This is a genomic window from Lewinella sp. JB7, assembly GCF_024297185.1.
Classification (GTDB): domain Bacteria; phylum Bacteroidota; class Bacteroidia; order Chitinophagales; family Saprospiraceae; genus Neolewinella.
Genome location: NZ_JANCTD010000001.1, coordinates 455,916 through 482,385, shown reverse-complemented (window position 1 = coordinate 482,385; position 26,470 = coordinate 455,916). Strand labels below are relative to the sequence as shown.

The following is a 26,470-nucleotide window of genomic DNA, read 5'->3' as shown; positions in this document are numbered from 1 at the left end:
CAACACCATTACGCCGCACCGACACCTTTGCAAACCCATCCCACTCCACCAAATTTCGTGTCATGTTTGACATCTCACTCACGGGTGGATCGCCCATCTACCGATCCGGAATGATCAGCGAACTGAAAAATCTGTTTTCCGACTGCACCGTCACGGTCTTGCCCCGGGGAGAATCCCCTTCCCGTTGCTCCTCGGCCCCCGATCTGATCATTGCCGTTGCCCGTAAGCGGCCGGCCCTGCGGGAGCTGGAATCCCTTACCCACTACGTGGCCGAGGGCCACGGCCTGGTGGTAGGGGGCCCGATCTCCATGCGATTGCTCAAGCGCTTACTCTCCGCCGGCCTATGCGGCTATTTACTCAAAAGTGCTTCCCCCGCCCAACTGGAGCAGGCGGTGCGCGAGGTGGTGTCCGGCCGTCGCTTCGTGGATCCCATTCTACAATCGGCCTGGCTCAACCGCGAGCTCAGGCACGGCACCGAAGCCTTCGTCGATCCCCTCACCAAACGGGAGCGGCAGGTGCTCGAGCTCATCGTGCAGGAGTACACAACGGAGGAGATCGCGGGTAAGCTCTTCATCGGTCGCTGTACCGTGGAAACGCACCGCTCCCACCTCATGCAAAAACTCGGGGCACGCAATACCGCCGGCATCGTCCGCGAAGCCATGCGCCGTGAACTCTGCGCCGTATAGGAGGGGAAGGGTTTTCCATGAATTTTAAAAATCATGGAAAACCGGGATGTAACGAAAGCGTAGCGAGCGGAATTTTAGGGTAAACCACTCACCCATTCCCCGATGCCGCGCGTCCAAGACAATGTATCCGATCTGCTGATGGCGATCCGGGGCTTTCTTCAGGATCGCCTCGAGGAAATCCAGACCACCGCCCTGAACCGCACCGTCGTCGGCAATATCGGCCGACCCGAGCTTCCGGGCATCGACGGTAACGACCAGGAGCAGCCGCTGACGGATTCCATCGTACTCACGCTGGTGCGGACGGAGGAGGACCCCAGTCGCAAAAATCAGCGCAACTATCGCGCCAACCCCCTGGCCGCCGATGACTCCACCGGCATTCTCTACCGCAACCCTCCGGTAGGCGTGAACCTCTACGTGCTCATCACCGCCAACCACAACAACTACGCCAACGCACTCACGCTCCTGGCCAACGTGATGGCCGTCTTTCAGCACCAAAACAAACTGACCGACGACGGCATCGTCCCCTGGCCCGCCGGGGGCGTCTACGGCGACCAACGCCTCAAGTTCAGCCTCCTCTCCCCCACCTTCGAGGAGCATAACCACCTGTGGAGCATGCTCGGCGGGAAGCAGTTGCCGTCGGCACTCTACCTGGTACAGACCGCCAACATCGAGCTGCTGCCGGACGAAGACCGCACCGGGCCGCCCGTCACGGAGATCGTCCTCAACGAAACCATCAACTGACCATGGGATTCCGCATCGGCTACCAAAAACTCCTCACCCTGCGCTGCTGGCACCCCGATTACCTCGGGGCCGTCGCCTCCCTCGTACCCGTGGCGGCTACGGATCCCCTGAGCGTCAGCGAACGGAACGATTACCTGAGTTACGATGTGCGTACCCTCCTCGACGTACGCCCCACGCCCGCCGGAGAAGCCACCCTGACGCGCCGCGGTCTCCAGTGGAAGACCTCCACCTTCGGGGGCTGGATGCTGGCGAAGGATACCTACGCGGAAACCGACCCCGCCGTACGGCTGCAACTCGGTGTTTACCTCCGCGATCCCCGGTTCGCGGCGACGACTGATTTCGGCGTAACCACCTTGGAAGGTCGGCTGTTCCACCTCACTAATGCGACCGCTCCCGCGTCCCCGACCTTCGAACTCACCGGAGGAAACCTACGGTCGGTGCACTACGTCGATAGCCAATCCACCCACGTCCGCCTCCCCCAGGTGACGGCCGGCACCGACGGACAGGTGCTGGTCCGTGATCCCCTCCTCGCCGGCAATCCGGTCCTGCGCACGGTCGACGTAGCGGGCGCGGCACCCGATCCCACCACGTACACACTCGACCTGTCCGACCTGCCGGCCGGCCTCTACCGCTTCACCGGCCCCAATATCACCAACGTGAACCTGCTGGTCGGCTTCCGCCGGGACCCCGCCCTGCTGGGAGTCATCGATCTGCGGCTGGCCGACTGGTCCGGGGCCGCCTATGACCTGCGTTTCCAATCCTCTAATCCCTAAGCTGACATGGCCAATTACCGTCGTCCCGGCGTCTACGTCGAGGAAATCACCACCTTCCCGCCCTCCGTGGCCGCCGTCGAAACGGCCCTACCGGCCTTCATCGGCTACACTACCCGCCGGCCGGGCGCGGCGAACGAGCCGGTCCGCATCGGCTCGCTCCTGGAGTTCGAAACCCTGTTCGGGCGCGGGTTGTCGCCCACGATCAACACGGTCGTCCTGGACGAGAATCTTCAGTTCGTACGTGCCGGCCTGAGCCAGTCGTTCTACCTCTACCCCGCCATCCAACTCTTCTACGCCAACGGGGGCGGCGACTGCTACATCGTGCCCGTCGGCAACCTCCTCGCGGCCGGCGCTACTCCGCAACAGGCCGATTTTTTCGCCGGCATCGATGCCCTGCTGAGCTGGACCGAACCCACCATGGTGCTGTTTCCCGATGCCGCCTCCCTCACCGGGGCCCCCAACCAGCTCTACGGGGTACACGATCGGGCCCTCCAACACTGCCAGGAACGCATGGACCGGGTAGCCATCCTCGATCTTCCCGCCGACGCCCTGGACGGCCAGGACTTCCGCGACAACACCGGTACCGTGGGACTCAGCTACGGCGCCGCCTATACTCCCTGGCTCGTCACCAGCCTGCCTAAACCCTACGACGCCCTCTTTCTCGCCAACGCGGGGGCGGTTTTTTCGGTCGGGGACGCGGGAGCCGCGCAAACCCTGCAAAATGCCATGCTGGCCAGCGAGCAACCCCTACTCACGGCCGTGACCGGAGCGGCGGACGCGGCGGCCCGGGCGGTCGCGGAAGCGAACCTCTACCAGCAGTCCGCCACCTTCCGCAGCCTCCTCCGCGGCCTGAACGACACCCCGCTGGCCACCCCGCCCAGCGGCGCCGTAGCGGGGCTGTACGCCTTCGTGGACAGCACCCGCGGCGTGTGGAAAGCACCGGCGAACGTCAGCGTGGCGGGGGCCGACGACCTCACCGCGGTCTTCACCCAGTCGGAGCTCGGCGACCTGAACGTCGACACCATCTCCGGAAAATCGATCAACGCCATCCGGAAGTTCACCGGGCGGGGCATCCTGGTCTACGGGGCCCGCACGCTGGCCGGAAATGACGGGGAGTACAAGTACATCTCCGTACGCCGCCTGATGAATATGCTCGAGGAGTCGATTCAGCTGGCGATCCAGGCTTTCGTCTTCGAACCCAACGACGCCAACACCTGGGTACGGGTACAGGCCATGATCGAAAACTTCCTGACCCTGCTGTGGCGCGACGGTGCCCTCCAGGGAGCTAAACAAGAACATGCCTTCCGCGTAGCCGTCGGACTCGGCCGGACCATGACGCCCCAGGACGTCATCGAGGGACGCATGATCGTCACCATCGCCCTGGCGCCCGTCCGCCCCGCCGAATTCATCATCCTCCGCTTCATGCAACATCTACCCACCAGCTAAATCGCCCGCCTCATGCTTGCTAATCTGAAAGTACCGGGCGTTTACGTCCAGGAGATTACGACCCTCCCCCCCTCGGTCGCCGCCGTCGAGACGGCCATCCCCGCCTTCCTCGGCTATACCCAGTTCACCACCAATACCGCCGGAGATACGCTCGTTGATCAACCCATCCGCATCGGTAGTCAACTCGAATACGAGGCGATCTTCGGCTTCGGCCCTCCCGCGGCCGTGTCCACCGTCACCCTCGATGCGAGTGGGGCCTTCGTCAGTTCCGATCTCGAGGTACGCTACTATCTGTACGACGCCATCCGCCTATTCTATGCCAACGGCGGTGGAGACTGCTACGTCGTGTCTACCGGTGGTTACACCTTTACCGGTACCGGCGACGCGGAGATCCTGGACACCGACTTCACCGACGCCGGCCGCGCCCTGGAAGCCATCGCGAAGGTCGACGAACCTACCCTGCTGCTCTTCCCCGATATGGCGGCCACCGACGCGACCGCCCTGACCGACGTCCAGAAAGCGGCCCTGCTGCAGTGCGGCGACCTACAGGACCGCTTCACGATCTGCGACCTGATCCGCGCAGACACGACCGCCCGGACCGGACCGCCCAGCGAAGCTCCGGGACAAAATTTCCGCGACGCGATCGGCGTCAATCAACTGAGCTACGGTGCCGTGTACACCCCTTGGTTGCGCACCAACCTGCTCCATCCGGTCGATTACGGACTCCTCGAAAACATCGACATCGTGCTGGCCGACGGGAGCACCCTGTCCGGTTTCGACCACACCAGTTTGCACAACGACGACCCCGATATCCTGGCCTTCATGCGGATCGGCCGCATCGGTGCCGCCCACCGCGACATCCAGACCAACACCCCCGCCGACGCCGGCGACCTGACGACCGCCCTCGACGATTTCGAGGCGGCACCACCCGTGACCCCCCTCCCGCCGGAAGTCACCGCCGCCCGCCCCGACCTGGATACCGCCATCGCGGCCTACGACCCGACGGACGCCAACACCCTCACGGATCTGAGCGACGCCTTCGACGCCTACCACGCCGTTCTGGTTACCGCCTTCGATCCGGACGCCAACCTGCGGCGCATCTTCCCCACCTACGGGACGGTCGCTAACGGCATCGAAACCGACATCACCTTCCACCCCCCCAGCGGAGCGGTGGCCGGCGTCTACGCCCGCGTGGATGCGGCGCGGGGCGTCTGGAAGGCTCCCGCCAACGAGAGTATCCTGCGCGTACTCGGCCCCGAAGTACGCTATACGCAGTCCCAGCTCGAAAACCTGAACGTACACACTACCGGCAAGAGCATCAACGCCATCCGCGCCTTTCCTGGTAAGGGAACCCTGATCTTCGGTGCCCGCACCCTGGCCGGTAACGACGGGGAATACAAGTACATCAACGTACGACGGCTCCTCATTTTCCTGGAGGAGAGCATCAAGAAAGCTTCCGAGGCCTTCGTCTTCGAGCCCAACGACGCCAATACCTGGCTGCGGGTCCGGGGAATGATCGAAAACTTCCTCAACCTCCAGTGGCGCGCCGGAGCCCTGCAGGGTGCCCGTGCCGAAGACGCCTACCGGGTGGCCATCGGCCTGGGTCAGACCATGAGCGCCGACGACGTCACCAACGGCCGCATGATCGTCGAGATCAGTCTCGCTCCGGTCCGGCCCGCCGAGTTCATCATCCTCCGCTTCAGCCAGCAGCAGGCCCAGAGCTAATCCACTCCTCCACCCATCTAATCCTCCACCATGGCAAATCTACCCCTACTGAAATTCAGCTTCCTCCTCGAGTGGGGCGGCGAGCGCGTCGGCTTCACGGAAGTGACCGGCCTGGAGTCGAGTACCGAAGTGATCGAGTACCGCGAGGGTGCTAGTCCCGTCGCGTCGAAGCAAAAGATGCCGGGCATGCTCACCTACAACAACATCACCCTCAAGCGCGGCACCATCGCTCCGGATGCCGACTTCTACCAGTGGTTCAATAGCCACCAGTTCAACGCGACCGAGCGGCGGGACCTGACCATCAAGCTCCTCAACGATGAGCTGGAACCCGTCATGACCTGGCGGGCCCTGAACTGCTTCGTGGTCAAGTACACCCCATCGGAAATGAAGGCCGACGCCAACGAAGTGGCCATCGAGACGATCGAGGTCGCCACCGAGGGCATCTCCCAACTGGTCTGACATGGCTGCTCCCCCCGCCCTCGGCTTTCACTTCAGCGTACACTTCGGCTTCGACCGGGGAGACGAGGACGTCCGCTTTCAGAGCGTGAGCGGACTGAACGTGGAGTACACCACCGAAACGATCGTGGAGGGGGGCGAAAACCGCTTCGAGCACGTACTGCCGGTCCGCACCCAGTATACCGACCTGGTCCTGAAGCGCGCGCTCACCCCTAACTCCGCCCTGACCCGGTGGTGCACCCGCGCCTTCTTCGACCGGCTTTTCGCCCCCACCGACGTCACCATTCACCTCCTCGACCCGGCGGGCGAACCCCTGCGCAGCTGGCAGGTCGACTGGGCCTGGCCCAAGAAGTGGAATTTCTCCGATTTCAACGCCGAGGAGAACGCCCTGGTCATTGAAACCCTCGAACTCGGCTACCGCACCTTTCACCCCCTTTAATCCACCCTCCGTGCCCATCGTCATCAGAGAATTAATCGTCGCCGTCAAGGCGAATGAAGAACGGCAGCCGCCCGTTACCCGCCTCCGCCCGGAGGAGCGGGCGCAGGCCCAGCAGAGTGGGCAGGATGCCCTGGTACGGGAGGCCGTCGAACAGGCCCTGGCCATTCTTCACCGCAAAAACGAACGCTAGATCATGCTCGGCCCCCTCGAAAAGATGAAGATCCTGGCCTTTAAGGACGCCGACCGCAAGCAGCCGGCGATCCCGCCCGCCTTCCCGGTGCTGGTCAACCCCGAGACCTACGCCATGGAACACGCGATCGAGTATGAGGTCGACGAAACCGTCCGCGCCGAGGACGGCAGTGAAAGCACCAACACCCTCAAGTACAAAAAGACACCCCCCGGCACCTTCGGCTGCACCCTGATCTTCGACGCCACCGGCATCCTCGACGGAATCGCCCGGCCCGACGTCGTCGCGGAAACGGAGCTGTTCAAAAAGTTCCTCCTGTCCGTAGAGTCCGATACCCACGACATGCGGCACTTCACCCTTATCTGGGGCACCATGATCTTCAAGGGGCGGGTCACGGCGGTCAACTTCACCTTCAAGCTCTTCACCCCCGACGGACGACCGGTGCGGGCCGTGGCCGAGGTCAGTTTTAAGGGCAGCTTCTCCGACAAGCTCGGCGACCTGATCAACAATCTCCTCTCCCCCGACCTCACCCACCGCCGCGTCGTGGTTGCCGGGGATACCCTCGCCAACCTCTGCCAGCAGGTATACGGCAACCTCGACCACGTCCAGGCCGTCGCGGACTTTAATCGCCTGGACACTTACCGCAGCCTGCGGGTGGGCCGGGAGCTGGCCTTCCCCCCCGTCAAAATTCCCGCCGAATGAGCCTCACCGATCGCCTGATCCCTACCATCGCGCCCCCTACCGCGGTGAGTTTTTCGGTCCTGAGCGACGGAACCGACCTCGGTCCGGGGCTGCCTCTGCTGTCCATCGTGCTCGATCTGGAGGTGAACCGGATTCCCAGCGCCACCCTTATCCTACAGGACGGAAGCCTTCCCGACCAGACTTTTCCGCTGAGTGAAAGCGGCACCTTCGATCCGGGTAAAAAGATCGAACTCGAACTGGGGTATCAGGGCACGAACGTACGGGTGTTCTCGGGCATAATTACCGGCCAGCGGATCCGGCTGCGCGGCGACCGCAGTCTGCTCACCGTCACCTGTAAGGACGCGGCCTTTCGGATGACCATCAACCGCCAGTCCCGCTACTTCACCGACCAGAAGGATTCCGACGCGCTGGAGACCCTGATCACGAATGCCGGTCTGACCGCCGACGTGGCCGATACCGGAGAGATCGTTCCCGAACTTACCCAGCACCTCTGTACCGACTGGGACTTCATCGTCAGCCGGGCCGAAGCGAACGGCCTGGTGGTCATCGTGGAAAACGGTCACGTTCGGATCGTGGAGCCCGAACTTACCGATACCCCCGCGCTGCACCTGGAGTACGGCGCCAACCTGATGGCCTTCGACGCGGAGGTAGACGCCCGCGGGCAATTCGCGGAAGTCAGGAGCTACGCCTGGCGGTCCGCGGACGGAGAGGCGGTAGAGGAAGACAGCCCCTTCACGGCAACTACGGGCACTTACGCTACGCCGGCCCTGGCGGAGGTGCACGAGCAATCGCCGTACCGCCAGGTGCACGGCGGGGGCGTGGAGCCGGGAGAGTTGATCCACTGGTCGGCCGCCACGGCCCGGTTCAGCGCGCTTGGCCGGGTACGGGGCACGGTGCGCTTTCAGGGTACTACGGACGTGGCCGTGGGCGACACCGTCAAGCTCGACAGCCTCGGAGAGGTGTACAACGGAAGCGTCTTCGTGAGCGGACTCCGTCACGAACTCAGCGCGGGCGAGTGGATCACCACGGCCCAAGTCGGGTTGCAGCCCGAACGCTTTACCGAGCGGTTTCCGGTGAGCGCCCCGCCCGCGGGGGGACTGCTACCCGCCACCAGCGGCCTCCACATCGCTACCATCGTTCAGGTCCACGAGGACCCGGCCGGAGAAGAACGCATCCAGGTGTTGCTGCCCGCCACCGCCCCCGAGGGGGCCGGAAACTGGGCCCGTCTGGCGACCGGTCTCGGGGGCAACGACGCGGGCCTCACCTTCCGCCCCGCCGTGGGCGACGAGGTGGTGGTCGGGTTTCTGCACGCCGACCCCCGCTATCCCGTCATTCTGGGGGGACTTCATTCCTCGGCCGCGCCCGCCCCCTTCCCGCCCACCGAGGAAAACTCGGAAACGGGCTACGTCAGTCGCGGGGGGCTGCGGCTGGCCTTCAACGACGAAGACAAATCCGCCCTGCTGGAAACCCCCTCCGGCGACAGCCTCCAACTGGTGGGAAAGGACGGTACCATCACCCTCAAGGATCAGCACGGCAACAAGATCGAACTCGGCTCCTCCGGTATCACCATTGAGAGCGCCAGCGACCTCACGCTGAAGGCGACCGGCTCGGTGAAGGTCGATGGAGCCTCCGTGGAAGTCAACAGCACGGCAACCGGCTCCTTCGAAGCCGGAGCCACTCTCACCCTCAAGGGTTCACTCGTACAAATCAACTGACCATGCCCCCCGCCGCCCGCCTCGGAGACCTCCATACCTGCCCGCTTTCCACGCCGGGCACCCCGCCCGTACCCCACGTCGGGGGCCCCATCGCCGGACCGGGCAAACCGACCGTACTCATCGGCGGCATGCCAGCGGCCGTAGTCGGCGACACCTGCATTTGCGTCGGACCTCCCGACTCCGTAGCCACGGGTTCGGGTACCGTGCTCATCGGCGGAACGCCCGCCGCCCGCCAGGGAGACACCACGGCCCACGGCGGCAGCATTACCCTGGGTCTACCCACCGTACTCATCAATTGATCCCACCATGAATCAGGAATACCTCGGTACCGGCTGGAGCTTCCCCCCCGAATTTTCGCGGGTCACCGGCGACGTGCACATGAGTAGCGGCCCCCGGGACGTTGCCGAAAGCCTGCGCATCCTCGTCGGCACCCTACCCGGGGAACGGGCCATGCGTCCCGACTTCGGCGCGGCCTTTCAGGATCTTCTCTTCGCCGGTATGGACACTACCACCCAGACGGAATTTTTCGACCGCATCCGTATCGCCCTGCTGCAGTACGAGCCCCGCATTCTGGTCGAAAAATTGGCCCTCGATACCGCTTTCCTTACCGAAGGGAGGGTAGAACTCGTCGTCGACTACCGGATCCGGGCCAACAACACCCGCCACAACTTCGTGTACCCCTTCTACCTGGAGGAAGGCAGCCTCATCGAACAGATCTGATCCCGCTATGCCCCTCACCGCCACCGACCCGACCCGCAATCCCCGCCCGCTCCTTCCCGACGGCACGTTCCGGGGTGCGCGGCTGCCCGCCGCCCTGGCGGAAGCCTACGTGCGGGTGGACGAAAAGGCGGATACCACCTGGGTGGAATTCGTGCGGCGACTGGCACGCCAACTGAACTACGTCAATGCTTTGGACGCGGTGGAAGGCAACTGGGCCCCCTTCTACGACAAACAGGGGGCCGTGGCCGCCGCCCGCCTGATCACCTGGCCGATTGAGCGACTCGGGCAGCGGCTGGCCGAACACCGGGAACTCATCGAGGACCGGCAGGGCACCATCGACGTGGAACAGCTATTCGATAGCCTGTTCGATCTCCTGACCTCGGCGGCCGTCAACCTGGACCGACTTACCGACCGCCTACCCTCCGGCACGCCGCTGCGCGAGCGCGCCGAAGCCCTCATCACTCACCAACTCGCCCCCGCCCTGCGCCGCTGGTTCGCCTACCACCGGGCCGGGGCGGCGATCTACTTTTCGGGATTCGGGCCGGACGAGGTGCCGGACTACCTCCGCGACGCCTACGCCGCGGGCGGACAACTCTTCGCCACCCAGGACGTGATTGACGGATCGCCTACCCTGAGCGCCCGCTGGACCGGTGGCCTCTCCTGGACCGATTACCTCGCCGAGGTGGGTACGGACGAGGTGGTCTACGGAGACACTCCCAGCACGACCGATGCCGAGGACCAGATCCTGCACGCCGTGGGCCACGTATTCTTTCACGGGATTTACGAGGCTTTCGTCAGTGCGGCATTGCACCTGCGCTCCGCCGCCCAATCCGAATGGCAGCGACTGCAGACCGACCCCCACCACGCTCCCCACCTGGCCCTGCTCCTGGCTTTCCTGCGGGTTCGGGAAGCGCAACGGGACATGCTGAACGGGCTTACGGACCGCCACCTTTCGTTCTACTACCAGCGGGTCCTGCGCACCCTGCCCGCCGCCGCCCGGCCACCCCGTGCCCTGCTCTACCTGGAAGCACGCAAAAATTTGCCATCCACCTACCTGCCCGTGGGAACCGCCTTCCGCGGGGGCAAGGACCCGGTGGCGGGGGGGGAGCGCATATTCCTGAGTGAAGAAGCCGTGACGGTCAGCGAGGCCGTTATTAAAGAAAAACGGGCCGTACTGCGGGTGGCGGACGACCCGACGGTGTATGATTTCCCCGGGGAGAACCGGAAGGTATTCTCCTCCGCGGAAGGCAGCCGGTACTACGCCGCTACCGTCGTGGACAGTGCCGACGGCCTGGGGGAAACGGACCTCCCCGAGGATCAGGAGGGGTTCTACCCCTTCGGCCACCGCAGCGTGACGGATGGTCACCTCGTAGCCGGAGCGCCCGCCGCACGACTGGGAATCGCCATTGCTTCACCCTATTTGTTGCTGCGGGAAGGTGAGCGGATCATTACGTTCCGGTTCCGAAATATGGCCGGCCTGCCGGCACCGGGGGTTACGCTGCGGGTGTATCTAACGACCGCGGAGGGCTGGCACGAAACGACGACCCTGCTCTCCGGCACCGAAGCTACGGTCACGCTCTCCTTCGATGCGCCGGCCGTGGTACCCTATACGGAAGAGATTCACCAGCAGGGGCTCAGTACCCGGCAACCCGTAGTACGGCTCGAGCTGGCCCAGGAATCGCACACGCCGCAGGTGAATCGCCAGCTGTTCGGACGCAACTTCAGCGGCATCGGTATCGGCCTGGTAATCACGGGAATCCGCCAACTGGCCCTGTCGGGAAGCGCGGGCGGCATCGACCCGGCCAAACCCTTCCACCCCTTCGGTCCGCTTCCGCGGAAGGGCGATATCCTGACGATCGGAAACGCCGAGGCCTTCCAGAAACCACTTACCGCCGCCACCTTCCACTGGAGCTGGGCCGACCCCGCGGGTTCCGGCAACGTAACCGCCGACGCCGCCCTGCTGACGCACGGCAGCTTCCAGCCGGTGGGTGGTGGTGCCGTAAGCCTGAACGGCGGGTCTCTCTCCCTGACCATCGGGGCGGACCACGCCACCGCCCCCACGAACCGGGACGATCGTCCCTACCGGGCGGGGGATGCGCGGGGCTATGCGCGGCTGAAGCTGCTGAGCGACTGGGGGCATGCCGACTACCCCACGGAACTCGCCGAGTGGGCGGCGGGGAAGGCAGCCGGGGAAACGGCAAATCTGGGCATCGTACAGAGCATCGCCCAGGAGGCGGCCACTTTCTACCAGGCAACCAACCAGGCCCAGCTGGCCTTTTCCGCCTCGGCGGCCCAGGCCATCGAAAACTTCTCCGGCACGGTGTACACCGCCCTCTCCCAGACCATCACCAACTCCTCCCAGGCTTTCTCGGATGCCGTAGCCGGATCGCTGCAGCCCCTCATCACCTTCGTGGCCGGCCTGCCCGGCAGTGCGATGTCGGCTACGGACATCGACAATCTGGTGAGCAGCCTACCCGCCTCCGTCGAGCTCCTCAAACAAAAGCTCGGGGAGCTCGTAGAGGACCTCAACGCCGGGGCTCCCGGTGCGCTGGAAACCCTGGCCGAAGCCATTCCGGCCGCCATCGACGATTACCGCAGCACCGTCGACAACACCCTGGCCCCGCTGCTCGGCAACGTATCCACCGCCTCCTCGGCCGTGCTGGTCGCGAATTCTTCCGGCGCCCCCGCCGTTCCCTTCAATCCCCTGTTCGCGGAACTTACGCTGGACTACACCGTGGATCTGGCCGCCGCGAGCGTACTCGCCGCCCAGGAGGGCATGCACGAATTGTTTCACCTGACCCCCTTCGGTTCCGATCCCCTGGCCGCCGCGGGATCCCACCCCGTGTTGCCTACTCCGCTGCCGCAATCCGGAACGGCGGTAGGCGCGGACGCGGGAGCGCTGTACTTAGGCATCGAGCAGTGGACCCCCGGATCCCAACTTTCGCTGTTATTACAGATCGTGGAAGGCACCGCCGACCCCCTGCTGGAAAAGCCCGAGGACCACCTCCGGTGGCACTACCTGAGTAATAACCAGTGGGTGATCTTCCCGACGGATAAGGTGGCGGACGGAACCGAAGGACTACTGCGCTCCGGGCTCGTACGTCTCGACCTGCCCGCCGGCATCCGCCCGCAAAATACCCGCTTCGGCGACGCGCTCCAGTGGGTACGGATCAGCGTAGAAGAGAAGATTGACGCGGTAAATCTCCTGCGGGGGGTACACGCCCACGGGGTGGAAGTGGTACAGTCCTTCAGTGGTGCTCAGACCGCGACCGATATCCCCCTACCCGCGGGCACCATCGCCAAACTCGTGCACCCCCTGCCCGGCATCAAGACCGTGGCTCAGCCCTACCCCACCTTTCACGGCGCCGCGCCGGAAAGCCGGGACGCCTACTTCACCCGACTGAGCGAGCGGCTGCGACATAAGGACCGGGCCATCACCGAGTGGGACGTGGAGCACCTGGTGCTCGGAGCTTTCCCCGAAGTGGAACGGGTCATTTGCCTTCAGCACGTCGAATTCGAGCCGGGGGCGGTAGCCGGCACCTACACCTACCACGAACTGCGGGCCGGCCACTTCACCGTGCTCCCCATGGGCACCACCGCGAGTTCGGGCCTGCGCCCCTACGTGAGTCTGAGCACCCGCGAGGGCATCACCGACTTCCTGCGGGCACGGATTAGCTGCCACGCCACCCTGCACGTACGCAATCCACTCTTCGAGGAGGTGCGGGTACGGGCCGACATTAATTACCACGAGGGGACCGACATTAGCTGGGCCGAAACCCAGATTCAGTCGGATCTCATTGACTACATCTCTCCCTGGCACGACGGCGGCCTGCAGGGCATCGACTTCGCCGCGGAGGTGCACCAGTCGGGAGTGGTAAACTTTTTGGAGGAGCTCCCCTACGTCAACTTCGTCAAGAACCTCGTGCTGTTGCACCTCGGTGATCCGGCCCAGAACGGGGCGGAGCGGCTGCGCTCCACCAAGCTGGTGAGCGTGCTGGCTTCGGCCCCCACTCACCTGTTGACGACCGTCTACGCCGATCCCGACACGGGTCCGGCCGAAGTATGCCAGCCGCCCCGCCGGACGCCCCGCCGGACAAGCGTGACCATCACGGACAATCCCCCCATCCAATGAACGTAATCGACCCCCGCAAGCAACCGACGGCCGCGGCCGACTACTTCGCCCTCCGTGGACAGGGGTACGCGGCGGTGGAACAACTCGCCAGCACGCGCTGGACGGACTACAACGCCCACGACCCCGGCATCACCCTGCTGGAGCACCTCACCGACGCCCTGGCCGAAATCGGCTACCGGGGGGAGTTCGACGTGGCCGACCTCCTAACCGACGCGGGCGGGGGCATCGACTACCGCCAACCCTTTTTCACCGCCCGCCGCATCCTGACCAACGCGCCGGTAACCAACGACGATTTTCGCCGGCTGCTGATCGACAGTCTCGGCCTCAGCAACGCCTGGGTCACCTGCAAACAGTGCGCCTGCGGCCCCGTCCTCTACCCCGAATGTAAGGATGGCGAACTGGCCTTTGCCCCCCGCTGGCGTATCCTTCCCCAGCGCTACCCGGGTCAGCACGAGGCACCGGTAATCGTCAGGGGGTTCACCGACGTCCTGATTCAATTCGCTCCCGACACCGAACTGGGCAACCTGAACACCGACCGCGTGGACGGCCAGTTGTTGCTCCCCAACGGAACCGAGGCCCCGGTCGCCATCGATGCTGAACTCCGCTTCCCCGACTGGCGCGACCTCTCCCCCGAAGCCTACCGGCTGGCCGGCGACCCGGAGGCCAGTCTGACCGGCTTTACGATCGACCGCTTCAGTCGCGACCGGACCCTCGCCGAGCCCGTCGACTCGGAGGACCTGCGCCGGGGCCTGCGCGACATCTTTTTCCTCGATCTCTCCCTCACCATTCAGGTCGGCACCCAGACCATCGCCCTCACCCTGCCCGAAGCGACCCTACGCTTGTGGCAACGCGAGCCGCTGCCGGCCGGCACCGACGGCCCCACCCTCACCACCCTGCTCCTGGCGAGCAACCTCGTCGATACCTACCACCGCAAGTTGCGGGCGCGCGCCGCCACCCTAGCCGACACCGAGCAATTGCTCCACGACAATCGTAAGGTGGGCGAAGACTACTGCCGCTTCGACCGCGTCCGGGCGGAAGACGTGTCCGTCTGCGCCGACCTTCACCTCGACCCGACGGCCGACGTGGAAGCTACCCTGGCCCGGTTCTACCGTACGCTGGAACGGCAGCTCAATCCCGGCGTACCCTTCCGGACCCTCGGCGAACTCGAGGCCGCCGGCTACACCAGCGAACGCATTTTCGAGGGGCCAGCCCTCCGGCAGGGCTTTATCCTGCAGGCAGATCTGGACCGGGCGGTACTACGCGCCCGCATTTACGTCAGCGACCTGATCAACGAACTCATGGACATTCCGGGGGTCGCCGCGATCGAGGGTTTGCACTTCACCGTATACGACGCCGAAGGCCGCCCCCTCCCCACGACCGATCTCTGGTGCTTCGACGTGAGCCCTGGCCACTACCCGTCGCTTTACCTCGCGGCCAGTGCCGTTTCGGTGTTCAAGGACGGGTTGCCCCTCCTCCCCCGCCGGGCCGAACTAACCGCCGTACTCAACCAACTGCGGGCCGCCGACCGCGCCCTGGCCCTGCCCGTAAGTCAGCTCGATTACCCCGTCCCGACCGGCCTTCACCGTGGAACGCCCGCCTACCTTCCGGTGCAGCGGACGTTACCGGAAATTTACGGCCTCGGTCACGCCGGTCTCCCCGATCGTGTGACGGACCTCCGGCGTGCCCAGGCCCGTCAACTGGCGGCCTACCTCCTTCCCTTCGAAATCATTACGGCCAGCACCGCGGACCAACTGACCTACTTCGGCGAACTGTTCAGCACCGACGAAAACGTGGAGCGCAGTTACCAACTGCCCGATCTCTTCGCCACCGACGCGCCCCTGGAACACCTGACCGATCTGCTGGTCGACCCTACCACTTTTCTGGCGACCCTCGGCGATCTGCTCGAAGGGGAGGCGGAGTTCACCGATCGTCGCAATCGGTTCCTCGATCACGTGCTCGCCCGTTTCGGGGAGCGGATGCAGGACTATACCCTGCTCATCCATGATCAGTCGACGCGGCGGATGTACGGCGCCGACAAATTGATCCAGGACAAGATCCGTTTCCTCCGCTTCCTGCCCGAAATCAGCTCCCGCCGGGGAACGGGCATCAACTACCGCCTCGGCGAGGCCGTCTGCGGCTACCGCAACCGCGCCGGGCTGGGCGAACGACTGCGGCGTCTGTTGGGTATGGAGGACGTGAGGGCGTACTTCACACTAGACGTACAGCGTAATCCGGACGGCTGGTCGGTCGAGTTCACCCTCACCCACCCCGACGACGGCACGGTATTCATCGATGCCGAACCCCTGCCCGAGCTGTACCCCTCCGCCACCGAGGCGGAAGTCGCGGCCTGGGATGCCATCGAATTGCGCATCGAGGAGGCCAGCGGGGGAGCGGATGCCCTGGCGGATTTCCTGCGTGAACGCCTCTCCCGGGAACGCCTGTTCGTAGTGGAACACATCCTGCTGCGCCCCAAATTTCCGGGCGACGCGCTCATGGAAGTCTGCCTGGCCGAGGACTGCAATCACCGCGGCATGGAAGACCCCTACAGCTTCCGGATCACCTACCTGCTGCCGGCCGACGTCGAACCTTACAGCGAGGATATGGACCTGCGCCGCTACGCCGACCGGCTCATCCGCCGGGAAACGCCCGTCCACCTCCTGCCCAAGATTTGCTGGATCAGCGACGCCAAGGGGGAGAGTGAATACACGCCCGAGGAGCTAGAAGACCTCCTCAACAGCTGCCGCTGCCCCGTACCCGACGAACTGGCGCGGCAACTCAGCCGCTTCGAAGCCGAATGGTGCCCCTGGCTCACCGCCAACGCCGCCTTCGCCTGGACCGAACTCAACGACGAACTGACGGCCGCCGTACTGGACTGGTTGCCCATCAGCGCCACCACCGAACGGGCCCGCCTGCTGCTCGGCTACTTCGGGGAGGTTTACCGGTCGCACGTCGCGCAGTTGGTCGCCACCGACGCCGACACCGGCACCGCCGCCACGACCCTAATGGACGACGTGTGGCCCGAATTCTCCGCTTCCCTGGATCAGATCGGCTCCCGCGACCCCGCCCTACTCAACGCCTGGGGGCTACCCGATGCCGCCCGTCTCGCGGAGCTGCGCGATCTGCTCGAACCCTTCTACACCGACTGGCTCGACGTCAGCGCCCGCCTGCACCGCCTGCTGCTCGTCTTCCAGTCCCTGCGCAGCGCCTATCCCACCGCCACCCTTCACGACTGCGATGATGGCGACGACGAAAACCCCGTACGCCTGGACCAAACCACCCTCGGGACCCTCTAAAGCTCAACCGCCATGCTACCCAACTTCACCGCCTACCCCCAATTCGCGCCCAACCAGATCCTGACCAGCGGCAACCTGAATCAACTCTACGATTACCTGGGCGAGCAGGAGCGGCTGACCCGGACCCACCTGATCGGCATCGGCATCGTGTGTGGACTCGAAGCTACTCTCAACGACGCCGGCACCCAGCTTACCATCAGCCGGGGCTGCGGCGTCACCTCGGCCGGTCACCTCATCATTTGGGACGAAGACGAGCCCCTCGAATTCCGGCGCCCCTACACGATGCCGGACGATATCGATTACGACTTTTTCGACCTTCCGGACAACAGCGGGGACACCTACCCCCTCTGGGAACTGACCACCGACCGCGACGATGACGGGGAGGCCGTCGCCCTGGATCACGACTTTCTCACCGGCATAAATCAGGATACTGATGCCGGGGAGGGCGACGAGAAAGTCCTGCTACTGCTGTTCGAATGCCGGGTGCGGGACAACAGCAACTGCACGCCCACAAGCTGCGACGATAAGGGGCAGACCGTAGAAACGGCCATACGCCCCCTGCTCGCCCGCCGCCGCGACATCGAGGAAATCCGCCGGGTGCTCGCCCTGGACAATCCGGGCGTGGAAGCGTACTACGCGCTCTTCCAGACGCAGGCCGAACGACTGGGGCTGGTCACGCTCCGCGGCCCGCGCTTCGACGTCATGAACACCCGGCCGGCCACGACAAGACAACTATTTGAAGCCTACCGTACGGCCCTGTCCGCCCCCCTGCTCGCCCGCGTGCAATCGGCCCTCGACGCCGCCTACACCGCCCTGGCTCCCCTGCTGAGCGGGCACCCGGCCAATCCCTTCGCGGGCCTGGTGACCGGGCTGAGCCACCTGCACGACGGGAGTCTGCTCCAGAGTGTTCAGGCCCTGAGCTACCAGTACTACTTCGATCACTTGGCCACCATCATCGCGGCCTACGATGAGTTGCGCGACCGCGCCGAAGATCTGTTCGGCCTTTGCTGTCCGGACGACCGGATCTTTCCGCGCCACCTGGTGCTGCACCACTTTACGGCCAACGGAATTTCCAACGATCTGCGACACGTGTGGGTGAGTTCGCCGGTACAAAATCGCCAGTCCGAAGCGGGGCGGGAGTTGGCGTCGCTCTTCGCACGCCTGGTCGCGCTGGTGCAACCCACCGAGTTGCCCACCGCGCCGCTCCGACAAACGATCCGCATCACGCCGTCCTTCCTCGGCCGGCCGCTTTCCGACAAAGCGATTCCCTACTACTACGACGCGAGCGCCGTGCTCACATACTGGAACTACCGCCTCACCCGCCGGGGCCGGGCCGACCAGAACCTGGGTTACGATGCACCAACCTGGAACGCCACCGACGATTTTGTACGCCGGCCGTTGGTGTACGATCCGGAACCCCGCAACTTCCTGCGCATCGAGGGGGCGGTGGGACAACCCTTTCCCATGGTCGTAAAGGAACTGCGGGATCAGATCACGGCCTTTCGTCTCCCCATCGACCTGGTGGCCCTGCGGACCGGTAATCTGGGAGCAGAAACGAACGTAGCGGATCATGCGCTGCACTTCGCCGATCTCGAGAGTCAGTACGCCACCTTCCGGGCCGGATTGCTGGGGCGACTGGCGGAGGTGGCCGTGCGCTTTTACGACACGAAAATCCTGGACGACCAGGGGCAGGCGCAGCCACCAACGCTGCTGGGAACTCCCCGCGCACCCCTGCTGCAGCGGCTGGGAAGCTATCGCTACCTGCGGGGCACCGTCGGCGAATTCTACGAGCAGAACTACGATCTCCATACGGCAGCCTCTCCCTTCGGCACCGGCCTGAACGGGTTTTACTTCGTGCACCTCCTGGCCATCCACCGTATGGTCCGGCTGGAAGACAGCTTCGCCCTGCGGCTACGTGATCTGGACTTTAGCGCCGCCGAGAATGCCCTCTCCACCATTCAGGGCGGGGGCCGCTTCTTCGCCCGCGTGGCCGCACTCGGGCTCAACGACGCCCAGAGCGGGGGCGTCACCACGAATCCGAAGATCGACCTCGAGGAGTACTCCGACCAACTGGATGAGCTCATCACCGCCGGCGACCTGGACGCCCTGCGCGCCCTATACGATACTTACGTAACCCGGCGGAAGGAAGTCCTGGAACGGCAGTTGTTCGTAAAATTCCAGGACGAGCACCCCGGGCTTCAGTTCAGGGCCGGCGCCCCCCCGGGCGGCACCTTCGTGCTGGTGTACCACGGAGAGGGCCGCGGCGACGGAACCGCCCCCCGCACCGGCAGCTTTCGGATCGCGGGCCGGGTACTGATCGGAAGTCAGCCGGTTCCCGGCGTTACCGTCGTGGTCCGGGATGCTACCATCGGCACGGTCACGAACGCCGACGGGCGCTTCAGTCTTACCGTGAACAACCTCCCGGTGACCCTGCGCCTGAGCCTGAGTTTTCTGGTGAGCGCCAGCCGGGAGTACGTCGTGACCCGGGAAGAAGACTTCCACGTCATCGACCTGCTGGGCAACGATCAACCGACGGGCGAAACACCGATTCCGGGCATCAGAACGAATATCGTCATCGCCGATTTTTACCTGCCCTACCGTTGCTGCGGTAGCGGCGCGCCCATCCACGTCTTTCCCCCTACGCCCCCCGAGCCGCCGGCCGAGGAACTGCGGGCGAGTCTCGAACAGGCCGGATGCAGCAGCCAGGTACGGGAGCGGGTAACGGCGCCGGTGCGCTTCACCGCGAGTGGCGGGGTTCCCCCCTACTTCATCCGGGACGCCAACGGTAACCGGCAACCCCTGCCCCCCGATCCGATCGTCCTGCCGAACGGGGCCGAGGTCACCGTGACCGACAACGACGGTCAGGAAGTGCCCCTTACCGTAGCCCTCTTGCCGGTACTGTCCGTCCAGTTAGTCGGCTCCCCGAACTGCGCGGACGATAACCTGACCTATACCCACGACTTTACCGTCAGCGGCGGAAAGCCCCCCTACCAGTTTACCCAGCCGGACGGCACGAGCCAAAGGGTCGAAACCAATGAAGTAGCCACCATCAGCGGCATCCCCAGCGGTAAGGGATTTGATCTAACGGTAACGGACGACTCCCCGGAACCCTGCAGCCAGACCATCGACGTGCCCGCCCATACCTGCGACGTCACCGACCCAGAGTGTGGTCTGCCGTGCGGGGGCATCGCGACCCGCCAGAGCTATCCGCTGTGGGCTCAGCAACCCGTCAACGAATCGGTCGTGTACGAGGACTTCCGCCTCACCGTGGACGATCTACGCCTGACTACGGCCGACGGCAACGTGTTCGCCTTCGACGACCCTACGCTGCGCGCCCTCAACCGAAACATCGCCGTCATCCTGTCGCGTAACCAACCGCTTACCCTGGGGAATTTCGGCAGTGCCATGCAGCCGATCCTCGAATCCATCATGAAGTCGGTGGATGCAGACATCAACGGGCCGATCGGCCTGGAAAACGACGAGCGGTCCCTACAACTGTCCGCCGACGTGGCGGAACGGTTCAATCGCCTCACCGCCGAGTTCTTCACCTGCGACCGCTTCGAGCTCCGGGTATCCGTAGGCTACGTGGAAACCCAGGGCAGCACCGGCACCAAGGTGGAACGGGCCCACGAATATGAATACACCAACGACGGGGTGCGACCCGGCGGCGAGAACGAGCCATTTCCCGCCTTCGACCGCTTCCGGATCGACCGCTGCGACCGGGATGCGGACCCGCGACCCCAGTGCGAGAAGGAACTATCGGTTACGATCGAGTTCGACGCGGACGGCCGGGATTTGTTCCTGGATGCTCAGCCCTCCGACGGAGTGGACGAGCCGGTATTCTGGTGGGACATCCCCCTGGCCGAGCCGGGCCTCGCGATCGGCAAATCCGTCACCTCCCGCTACGCTAACATAGAGGGCCATTCTCTGATTTGGGTACTGATGGTCGACCCGGAAACCGGTTGCTTCGCCGTCGACTCCCACGATGACTTCAACTGATGGCTACCCACCACATCGCCCGTCAGTACCTGACCGCGGAAGCGGCGGGTATAGGCCCGAAGGAGGCGGGGGCGTGGCATGCACGACTGGAGCGCTTCCAGGAAGCGGTGTTCCTTCCGGCCCTGCAACGGCAACTCGACCTTGCCGACTCTTCCCCCGACCGGGTGTACGTCGACCGGCTGGAGATCGAGGTCGGTTTCGACGACTCCCCGCGAGCGATCGAGGAAGCGATCGGCCGGGCATTATCGCACCACCTCCCCGTCCGGGGGACTCCGCTTACCGAGCTCCCCTACTTCGATGCGCTGCTCCACTTTCTCCGTACAGGAAACCTGACCTGGCCCTACGATACCATCGAGCACTTGCGTGCGGGATTGGCGACGTGGTTGCCCGGAGCCGGTGCGGCGGAGTGGCGTACCCTGTTCACCGAGTGGTCGCGGCAACCGGAAGTTGTATTTGGGCGGGCAACGCGGGTGCAACACAATTTCGCGGAAAGCGGGCTTCCCTGGCTGTACCGGCGAATCCCGACCGGCACGTCCGGTGACTCCCCCGATCCTCGTCACCCACCGTCTACGGCCCGGGCCTGGGCCGACCTACTGCGGCGGGCGGGATTCGGGACATCGACGCCGGTGGATGAGCTACCCCGTCCAACGGCTAGCGGTTGGACGGTGGTACCCCGTCCAACGGGGGAAGGACCGGCCGGCGCCCCCACCCCGCCCGCCTGGTTCCCCCGCAATGCCGGCATCGTGTTGCTGCACCCCTACCTGAAGTACCTGCTCGATGCGGTCGACAGTAGCGGTCCCCGACACGCCGCCACCCTCCTGCACTACCTGGTATGGGGAAACGCGGATTGCGAGGAATGGGACCTGCCCCTCACGAAGCTCCTGCTCGGTTTGCACCCCGACGACTACCTCGAACCGCAGCAAAGCCTCGACGAAGCCCACCGGGAAGCCGCCGACGAACTCCTGCGCGACGTGATCGGCCACTGGTCGGTGTTGAAAAATACCAGCATCACGGCCCTGCGGGAGGGATTTCTTCAGCGCGCCGGAAAGTTGGCATCCGTGGACGGCGGTTGGCGGCTCACGGTAGAGCGCCACCCCCACGATCTTCTCCTCGACCGGCTGCCGTGGGCCATCAGCCTGGTCAAGACACCCTGGATGACCCGCATCCTGCATGTCGACTGGTCATGAGGGAGCACGCCCGGGCACAACGGCCGCCGGCCCCACCGGCCCGGCGGCGCGAACCGCTCCTTCCGACCCGCAGCGGACTGAGCCCCCCACCGGAACGCCCCGCTCTCCTGGTGGAACCGGCTCCCGCGGCCCCGCCCCCGGAAATGGCCGTGGAAGTTGCGGAAGCTCCGCCCACGGAGGAGGTGCTACTGGAGGTTGCCGAGGCCGCCCCTCCCGAGGTCGAACTGATCATCCCACCCCCACCGCCCGACCTGGAAAGCCGCACCCAGGCACGTGCGAGCCGGGCGACCTCACGCATGGGTGCCACCGGAACGGCCAACCAAACGCTGCCCGCACCGGACGAAGACATTGCCGCCGCCCGCGCCAACGTCGATGAACCCACCGAAGAAACCACCTCCCGCGCCCAGGGAGCGATCGCGGCTACCTTGCGCGAACAGCCCCAACCCAGTCCGGAAATCGAGCAGCTCTGCGCCGATATTCAGGATGCCATCCAAAACCGGCGTCCGCCCGACGAGGACAGCCTCCGCCGGACCGACCCCGCCGCGGAAGCCCAGGCGGTGGGTGACGCCCTGAACGACGACATATCCGAAGATGGTGATCGCGTTTCCGGAGAATACGCCGGCGTGAACGATCCCGCCACCGGAGAACCGACCCAGGTGAGCGCCCCCCTGCCGGAAACCCCGCGGGAGGTGAGCGCGCCGGAAGTCAACGCCGCCAGCGTAACTCCGCCCGCCGCCATGGACGCCGACGTGAACCTGGACGAGGATGCCCGGGCCACCGCGGCCCGCATCGAGGAAGCCAACATCGACAACGACGTCACCCGGGAAATTCCCACGCCCCCCTTCTCCGACGCGCGGGAGGGGATGACCGAGTTGGAGCAGGTAGCCGCCGAGGACCCCGCCCGGGTGTTGCAGGAACAGGAGGAAGCCATCGCGGCCAGTCGGGGCGAGATGCGGCAAGTGGAAGCCCGGGCCATCGCCGCGCTGGAGGCCAGTCGGGGTACGACGGTCGACGGGGCCCTGACCCAGCAGATCGCCATGGCCGGGTCCGAGGAAGAACAACGCATCGCGGCGGCCCGGGCGGCGGAGACCATCTTCACCACGGCCCAGACGGCCGTCAACGACCTGCTGACGCCCATGGTGCCCGCCGCCATGAGCCTGTGGAACACCGGGAAGGAAAGGATTGCCACCGCCTTCGACAATGAGCTGCAAAGGGCCAAGGAAATGGTCGACGAGCGCCACGAGGGCATCGGGGGGGCTATCGTCTCCATCTGGGACGACGTGACCGGCCTACCCTCCAGCATCACCAATATTTATACCTCCGCGGAGCGCACCTTCGGCCGCGACATCTGCACCCTGATCCGTGAGGTGAGCACCTACGTGAACGGTATCGTAATCGCCTGCGAGGAAATTATCGATAAGGCCGACCGGGATATCGCCGAACTCTTCCGACTGCTGCCGGACAACCTGCAGGACTGGGCCAGCCAGCAGCAGGCCGGATTTCAGGGTCGACTGGACACCATGCGCGACAACGTCCACGATACCCAGCAAAACTTCACCAACGATCTCGTGACCCAGGCAGGCGACGCGGTGCAGGAAGCCCGCGAGCGCATCGATGCCCTGCGGGAAGCGGCGAAGGGCCTCATCCAGAAGGTAGCCGACGCCATCGAGGCCTTCATCGACGACCCGGTACGGGCCATCATTAACGGACTGCTCACCGTAGTGGGGATCGCCCCCGGGGCTTTCTGGGCCTTACTCGCGCAGATCGAGGAAGTGGCCAGCGACATTGCCGACGATCCGATCAACTTCGCCAATAACCTGCTCTCGGCCGTGGGGCTCGGGTTCAGCAATTTCTTCGACAACTTTTTCGGTCACCTGATGACCGGCTTCATCAACTGGCTCTTCTCCGCCATGGGCACGGTCGGCGTACAGTTGCCCCCCGATACATCCCTGAAGAGCATCATTACCTTCTTTCTCCAGTTGATGGGTCTTACCTGGCCGAACATTCGCATCATCCTGGTGCGCCATATCGGGGAGCAGAACGTCGAATTGATCGAGAAGGCTTACGAGCTGCTGACCCTGCTGATCGAAGAGGGCCCGGGGGGCATCTTTGAAATGATCAAGGAACGGCTCGATCCGGCGGCCATCCTGAACACTATCATTGAGGCGGCGGTGTCGTATATGGTCGAAACCATCGTGAGCATTGCCACCGTCTGGATCCTGGGGCTGTTCAATCCGGCCGGGGCCATACTCCAGGCGATCGAGGCGATCTACAAGGTCCTGAAGTGGATCTTCGAAAACGCGGCCCGCATTTTCACCCTGGTCCAGACGATCGTCGGGGGGGTCGCCGATCTCATCGCCGGAAACATCGCCGGTATGGCCGCAAAGACCGAGCAGGCTCTGGCGGGATTGCTGGTGCCCGTCATTGACTTCATTGCCGGCTTTCTCGGACTGGGCGATTTGCCGGAGAAGATCGCCGAGGTCGTGGGGGGATTCCAGGCCGTAGTGCTCGAGGCCGTCGACCGGGCCATCGGATTTCTCGTGGAGCAAGCGCGCGGCTTATTGGCCGCGCTCGGTATCGGAGGAGAAGATGAGGAGGACGGCGGGGACGAGGGAGCGCTGGAAGATACCGAAGTGGGCAAGGAATTCCGGTTCTCTTCCGACGGCGAGGGCCACCGCCTGTGGATCGACAGTTCCGGCGGGCTGGACGTGATGGTCGCCAGCACGCCCACGAAGCTCGACGTAAAGATTCGTGACTGGATCGCGCGGGTGGAGGAGCGCCCGGTGGCCGATCGGAACACCATCCGGGGGCTGCTCACTCAGGCCTCCGCGAAACTGGACCTCACCCTCACCGAAGCCGAGCAGGCCCAGTTAGCGATCGTCGACGCGCTTACGGTAGAGGAGGGGGAAGATGCCGCCGCCGACCGGGCCGTAGCCGAGCAACAGGATGCGGAAGCGGAAGCTAAGGAGGGGGAACTGGTACCGATCCTTACCCAACTGTTCGAATATTACGGCGAGACGTCCCTCATCGTCCTCTACACCGAGGAGCTCGGGCGGTCGGACTCCGTAGCTCAGCCCGACATCACCACCCAGGTGACCGAGCGGGAGGACAGCTACGCGGCTTTCCAACCCACGAAAAACTGGCCGGGCTTCCAGGGTGCCCTGGTCGAGGGTCCCGGGACGATCAAGTCTCTCCACGAAGCTCCCCTGGGCACCGACGCGCTCGAGCGCCCGTGGCAGGCCCGCAACTTCACCCAGATATTCGTGGCGGGCCTCAACCTCGCCCTGCCGATCGCGCGTGCCGAACGTGCTACCCCCCCGACGGACGCTCAGCTCATGGGACCGAATACGACGCCGGAAGCCTTCGCGCGCGCGCGGCGCCGGACCATTCACCGCCGGGAAGCTCCCCCCGGCGAGTCCGGCGCGGTGGCCCTCGGGCAACCGCTACGGGACGAACTGCAACGCATGCTGCTGGCGGGCGGCTCGATCGGTCAGGCCGTCAACCTCGCGAAGGATTACTTCGCCGAAACCCTTAAACTCTCCGCCGAACACCAGGAATACAAGATCGACCCGCCGCCCGTGCCCCGCATCGAGCACAGCAAACTGGTCATCGATTATTCCTACCGTTCCGCCGCGGATCCGGCCGCGAAGACGTTCACGGTTTCCGTGGGCATGCCCGACATCAACGGCCAGATGTTCGAGCACGTGGTCGTGGGCGACAATCTCGTCACCAAGGCCCCGGGGACCCGCGGACAACTCACCGTCACCACTAGCGAGGGCGGGCAGATCGAACACCGCGACGAGCGCATCCGCCTGGAACGCTCGCACCTGATCGCCGACTGGTTCCAGGGCACGGGCTACCGGGATGGTCTGAACATCATCCACACCTCCCGCGACTTCAACCAGGTGAACATGAAGAACATCGAGATCCAGCTCGCCCAGAACCTGAGCAACTGGGAAAATCAGTATCCCGGCTACCCCGTCAATATGCGCCTAACGGTGCGGGCCACCTACGAAGTCCTCGATCACCAACAGACCGCTAATAAGGTCCGTGACCTGATCACCGCCGCCAATGCCGCCGAGATCGCCGACCGTCGCGCGGAGATCGCCCAGCAATTATTCGATATCTTAAGGGGGAAACAGGAAATGAGACTGTGCGACAACATCACCTATTCCGCCGAAATCTACCTCGGAAACCACACCCTCCTCGACGTGCTTCCGATACTGGAAACCGGCCCCGACGAAATGAAGACGGAAAGTCTTTGATCAG

17 protein-coding genes are annotated in these 26,470 nt (G+C 64.6%); all 17 read left to right on the top strand.

Going from position 1 to position 26,470, the window contains the following annotated elements; genetic code table 11:
* The first annotated feature begins 62 nt into the window (after positions 1-62).
* The 17 genes from NMA52_RS18965 (at position 63) to NMA52_RS01750 (ending at position 26,466) form a co-directional block, all read left to right on the top strand.
* Positions 63-686 (top strand): response regulator transcription factor, encoded by a 624-nt coding sequence (locus NMA52_RS18965; RefSeq protein ID WP_305884737.1) that lies wholly within the window; start codon positions 63-65, stop codon positions 684-686.
* Between the two features lie 102 nt (positions 687-788).
* A complete protein-coding gene (locus NMA52_RS01825) occupies positions 789-1,427 on the top strand; it encodes a DUF4255 domain-containing protein (RefSeq protein WP_254825923.1) in 639 nt (212 codons plus the stop codon).
* Between the two features lie 2 nt (positions 1,428-1,429).
* The gene (locus NMA52_RS01820) at positions 1,430-2,200 is read left to right on the top strand and encodes a hypothetical protein (RefSeq protein WP_254825922.1); all 771 of its coding nucleotides are present in this window, start codon (positions 1,430-1,432) and stop codon (positions 2,198-2,200) included.
* 6 nt (positions 2,201-2,206) lie between these two features.
* A complete protein-coding gene (locus NMA52_RS01815) occupies positions 2,207-3,646 on the top strand; it encodes a phage tail sheath C-terminal domain-containing protein (RefSeq protein ID WP_254825921.1) in 1,440 nt (479 codons plus the stop codon).
* A 12-nt stretch (positions 3,647-3,658) separates the two neighbouring features.
* Entirely contained in the window at positions 3,659-5,371 is a 1,713-nt protein-coding gene (locus NMA52_RS01810; RefSeq protein ID WP_254825920.1) for a phage tail sheath C-terminal domain-containing protein, read from the top strand.
* Positions 5,372-5,401: 30 nt separating this feature from the next.
* Positions 5,402-5,830, top strand: a complete 429-nt coding sequence (locus NMA52_RS01805) for a phage tail protein (protein ID WP_254825919.1) — start codon at positions 5,402-5,404, stop codon at positions 5,828-5,830.
* A gap of 1 nt (position 5,831) precedes the next feature.
* Positions 5,832-6,266 (top strand): phage tail protein, encoded by a 435-nt coding sequence (locus tag NMA52_RS01800; protein WP_254825918.1) that lies wholly within the window; start codon positions 5,832-5,834, stop codon positions 6,264-6,266.
* 10 nt (positions 6,267-6,276) lie between these two features.
* Positions 6,277-6,456, top strand: a complete 180-nt coding sequence (locus tag NMA52_RS01795) for a DUF5908 family protein (RefSeq protein ID WP_254825917.1) — start codon at positions 6,277-6,279, stop codon at positions 6,454-6,456.
* A gap of 3 nt (positions 6,457-6,459) precedes the next feature.
* Complete coding sequence (locus NMA52_RS01790; protein ID WP_254825916.1) at positions 6,460-7,155, top strand: hypothetical protein; 696 nt, start codon at positions 6,460-6,462, stop codon at positions 7,153-7,155.
* Positions 7,152-8,870, top strand: a complete 1,719-nt coding sequence (gene vgrG / locus NMA52_RS01785) for a type VI secretion system tip protein VgrG (RefSeq protein WP_254825915.1) — start codon at positions 7,152-7,154, stop codon at positions 8,868-8,870. The genes NMA52_RS01790 and vgrG overlap by 4 nt, the downstream gene beginning before the upstream one ends.
* 2 nt (positions 8,871-8,872) lie before the next feature.
* Positions 8,873-9,169 carry a PAAR domain-containing protein gene (locus tag NMA52_RS01780; RefSeq protein ID WP_254825914.1) on the top strand — a complete coding sequence of 99 codons (297 nt, stop codon included), beginning with the start codon at positions 8,873-8,875 and terminating at the stop codon, positions 9,167-9,169.
* 7 nt (positions 9,170-9,176) lie between these two features.
* Positions 9,177-9,590: a GPW/gp25 family protein gene (locus tag NMA52_RS01775; protein WP_254825913.1), complete on the top strand. Its 414-nt coding sequence runs from the start codon at positions 9,177-9,179 to the stop codon at positions 9,588-9,590.
* 7 nt (positions 9,591-9,597) lie between these two features.
* Positions 9,598-13,722 (top strand): hypothetical protein, encoded by a 4,125-nt coding sequence (locus NMA52_RS01770; RefSeq protein ID WP_254825912.1) that lies wholly within the window; start codon positions 9,598-9,600, stop codon positions 13,720-13,722.
* Positions 13,719-17,015 carry a hypothetical protein gene (locus NMA52_RS01765; RefSeq protein WP_254825911.1) on the top strand — a complete coding sequence of 1,099 codons (3,297 nt, stop codon included), beginning with the start codon at positions 13,719-13,721 and terminating at the stop codon, positions 17,013-17,015. The genes NMA52_RS01770 and NMA52_RS01765 overlap by 4 nt, the downstream gene beginning before the upstream one ends.
* 12 nt (positions 17,016-17,027) lie before the next feature.
* Positions 17,028-21,014: a carboxypeptidase-like regulatory domain-containing protein gene (locus tag NMA52_RS01760; RefSeq protein ID WP_254825910.1), complete on the top strand. Its 3,987-nt coding sequence runs from the start codon at positions 17,028-17,030 to the stop codon at positions 21,012-21,014.
* The gene (locus tag NMA52_RS01755) at positions 21,014-22,201 is read left to right on the top strand and encodes a contractile injection system tape measure protein (protein ID WP_254825909.1); all 1,188 of its coding nucleotides are present in this window, start codon (positions 21,014-21,016) and stop codon (positions 22,199-22,201) included. Before NMA52_RS01760 ends, NMA52_RS01755 begins: the two co-directional genes overlap by 1 nt.
* Positions 22,198-26,466, top strand: coding sequence for a DNA/RNA non-specific endonuclease (locus NMA52_RS01750; protein WP_254825908.1), 4,269 nt, complete (start codon positions 22,198-22,200; stop codon positions 26,464-26,466). The genes NMA52_RS01755 and NMA52_RS01750 overlap by 4 nt, the downstream gene beginning before the upstream one ends.
* Positions 26,467-26,470 lie beyond the last annotated feature (4 nt).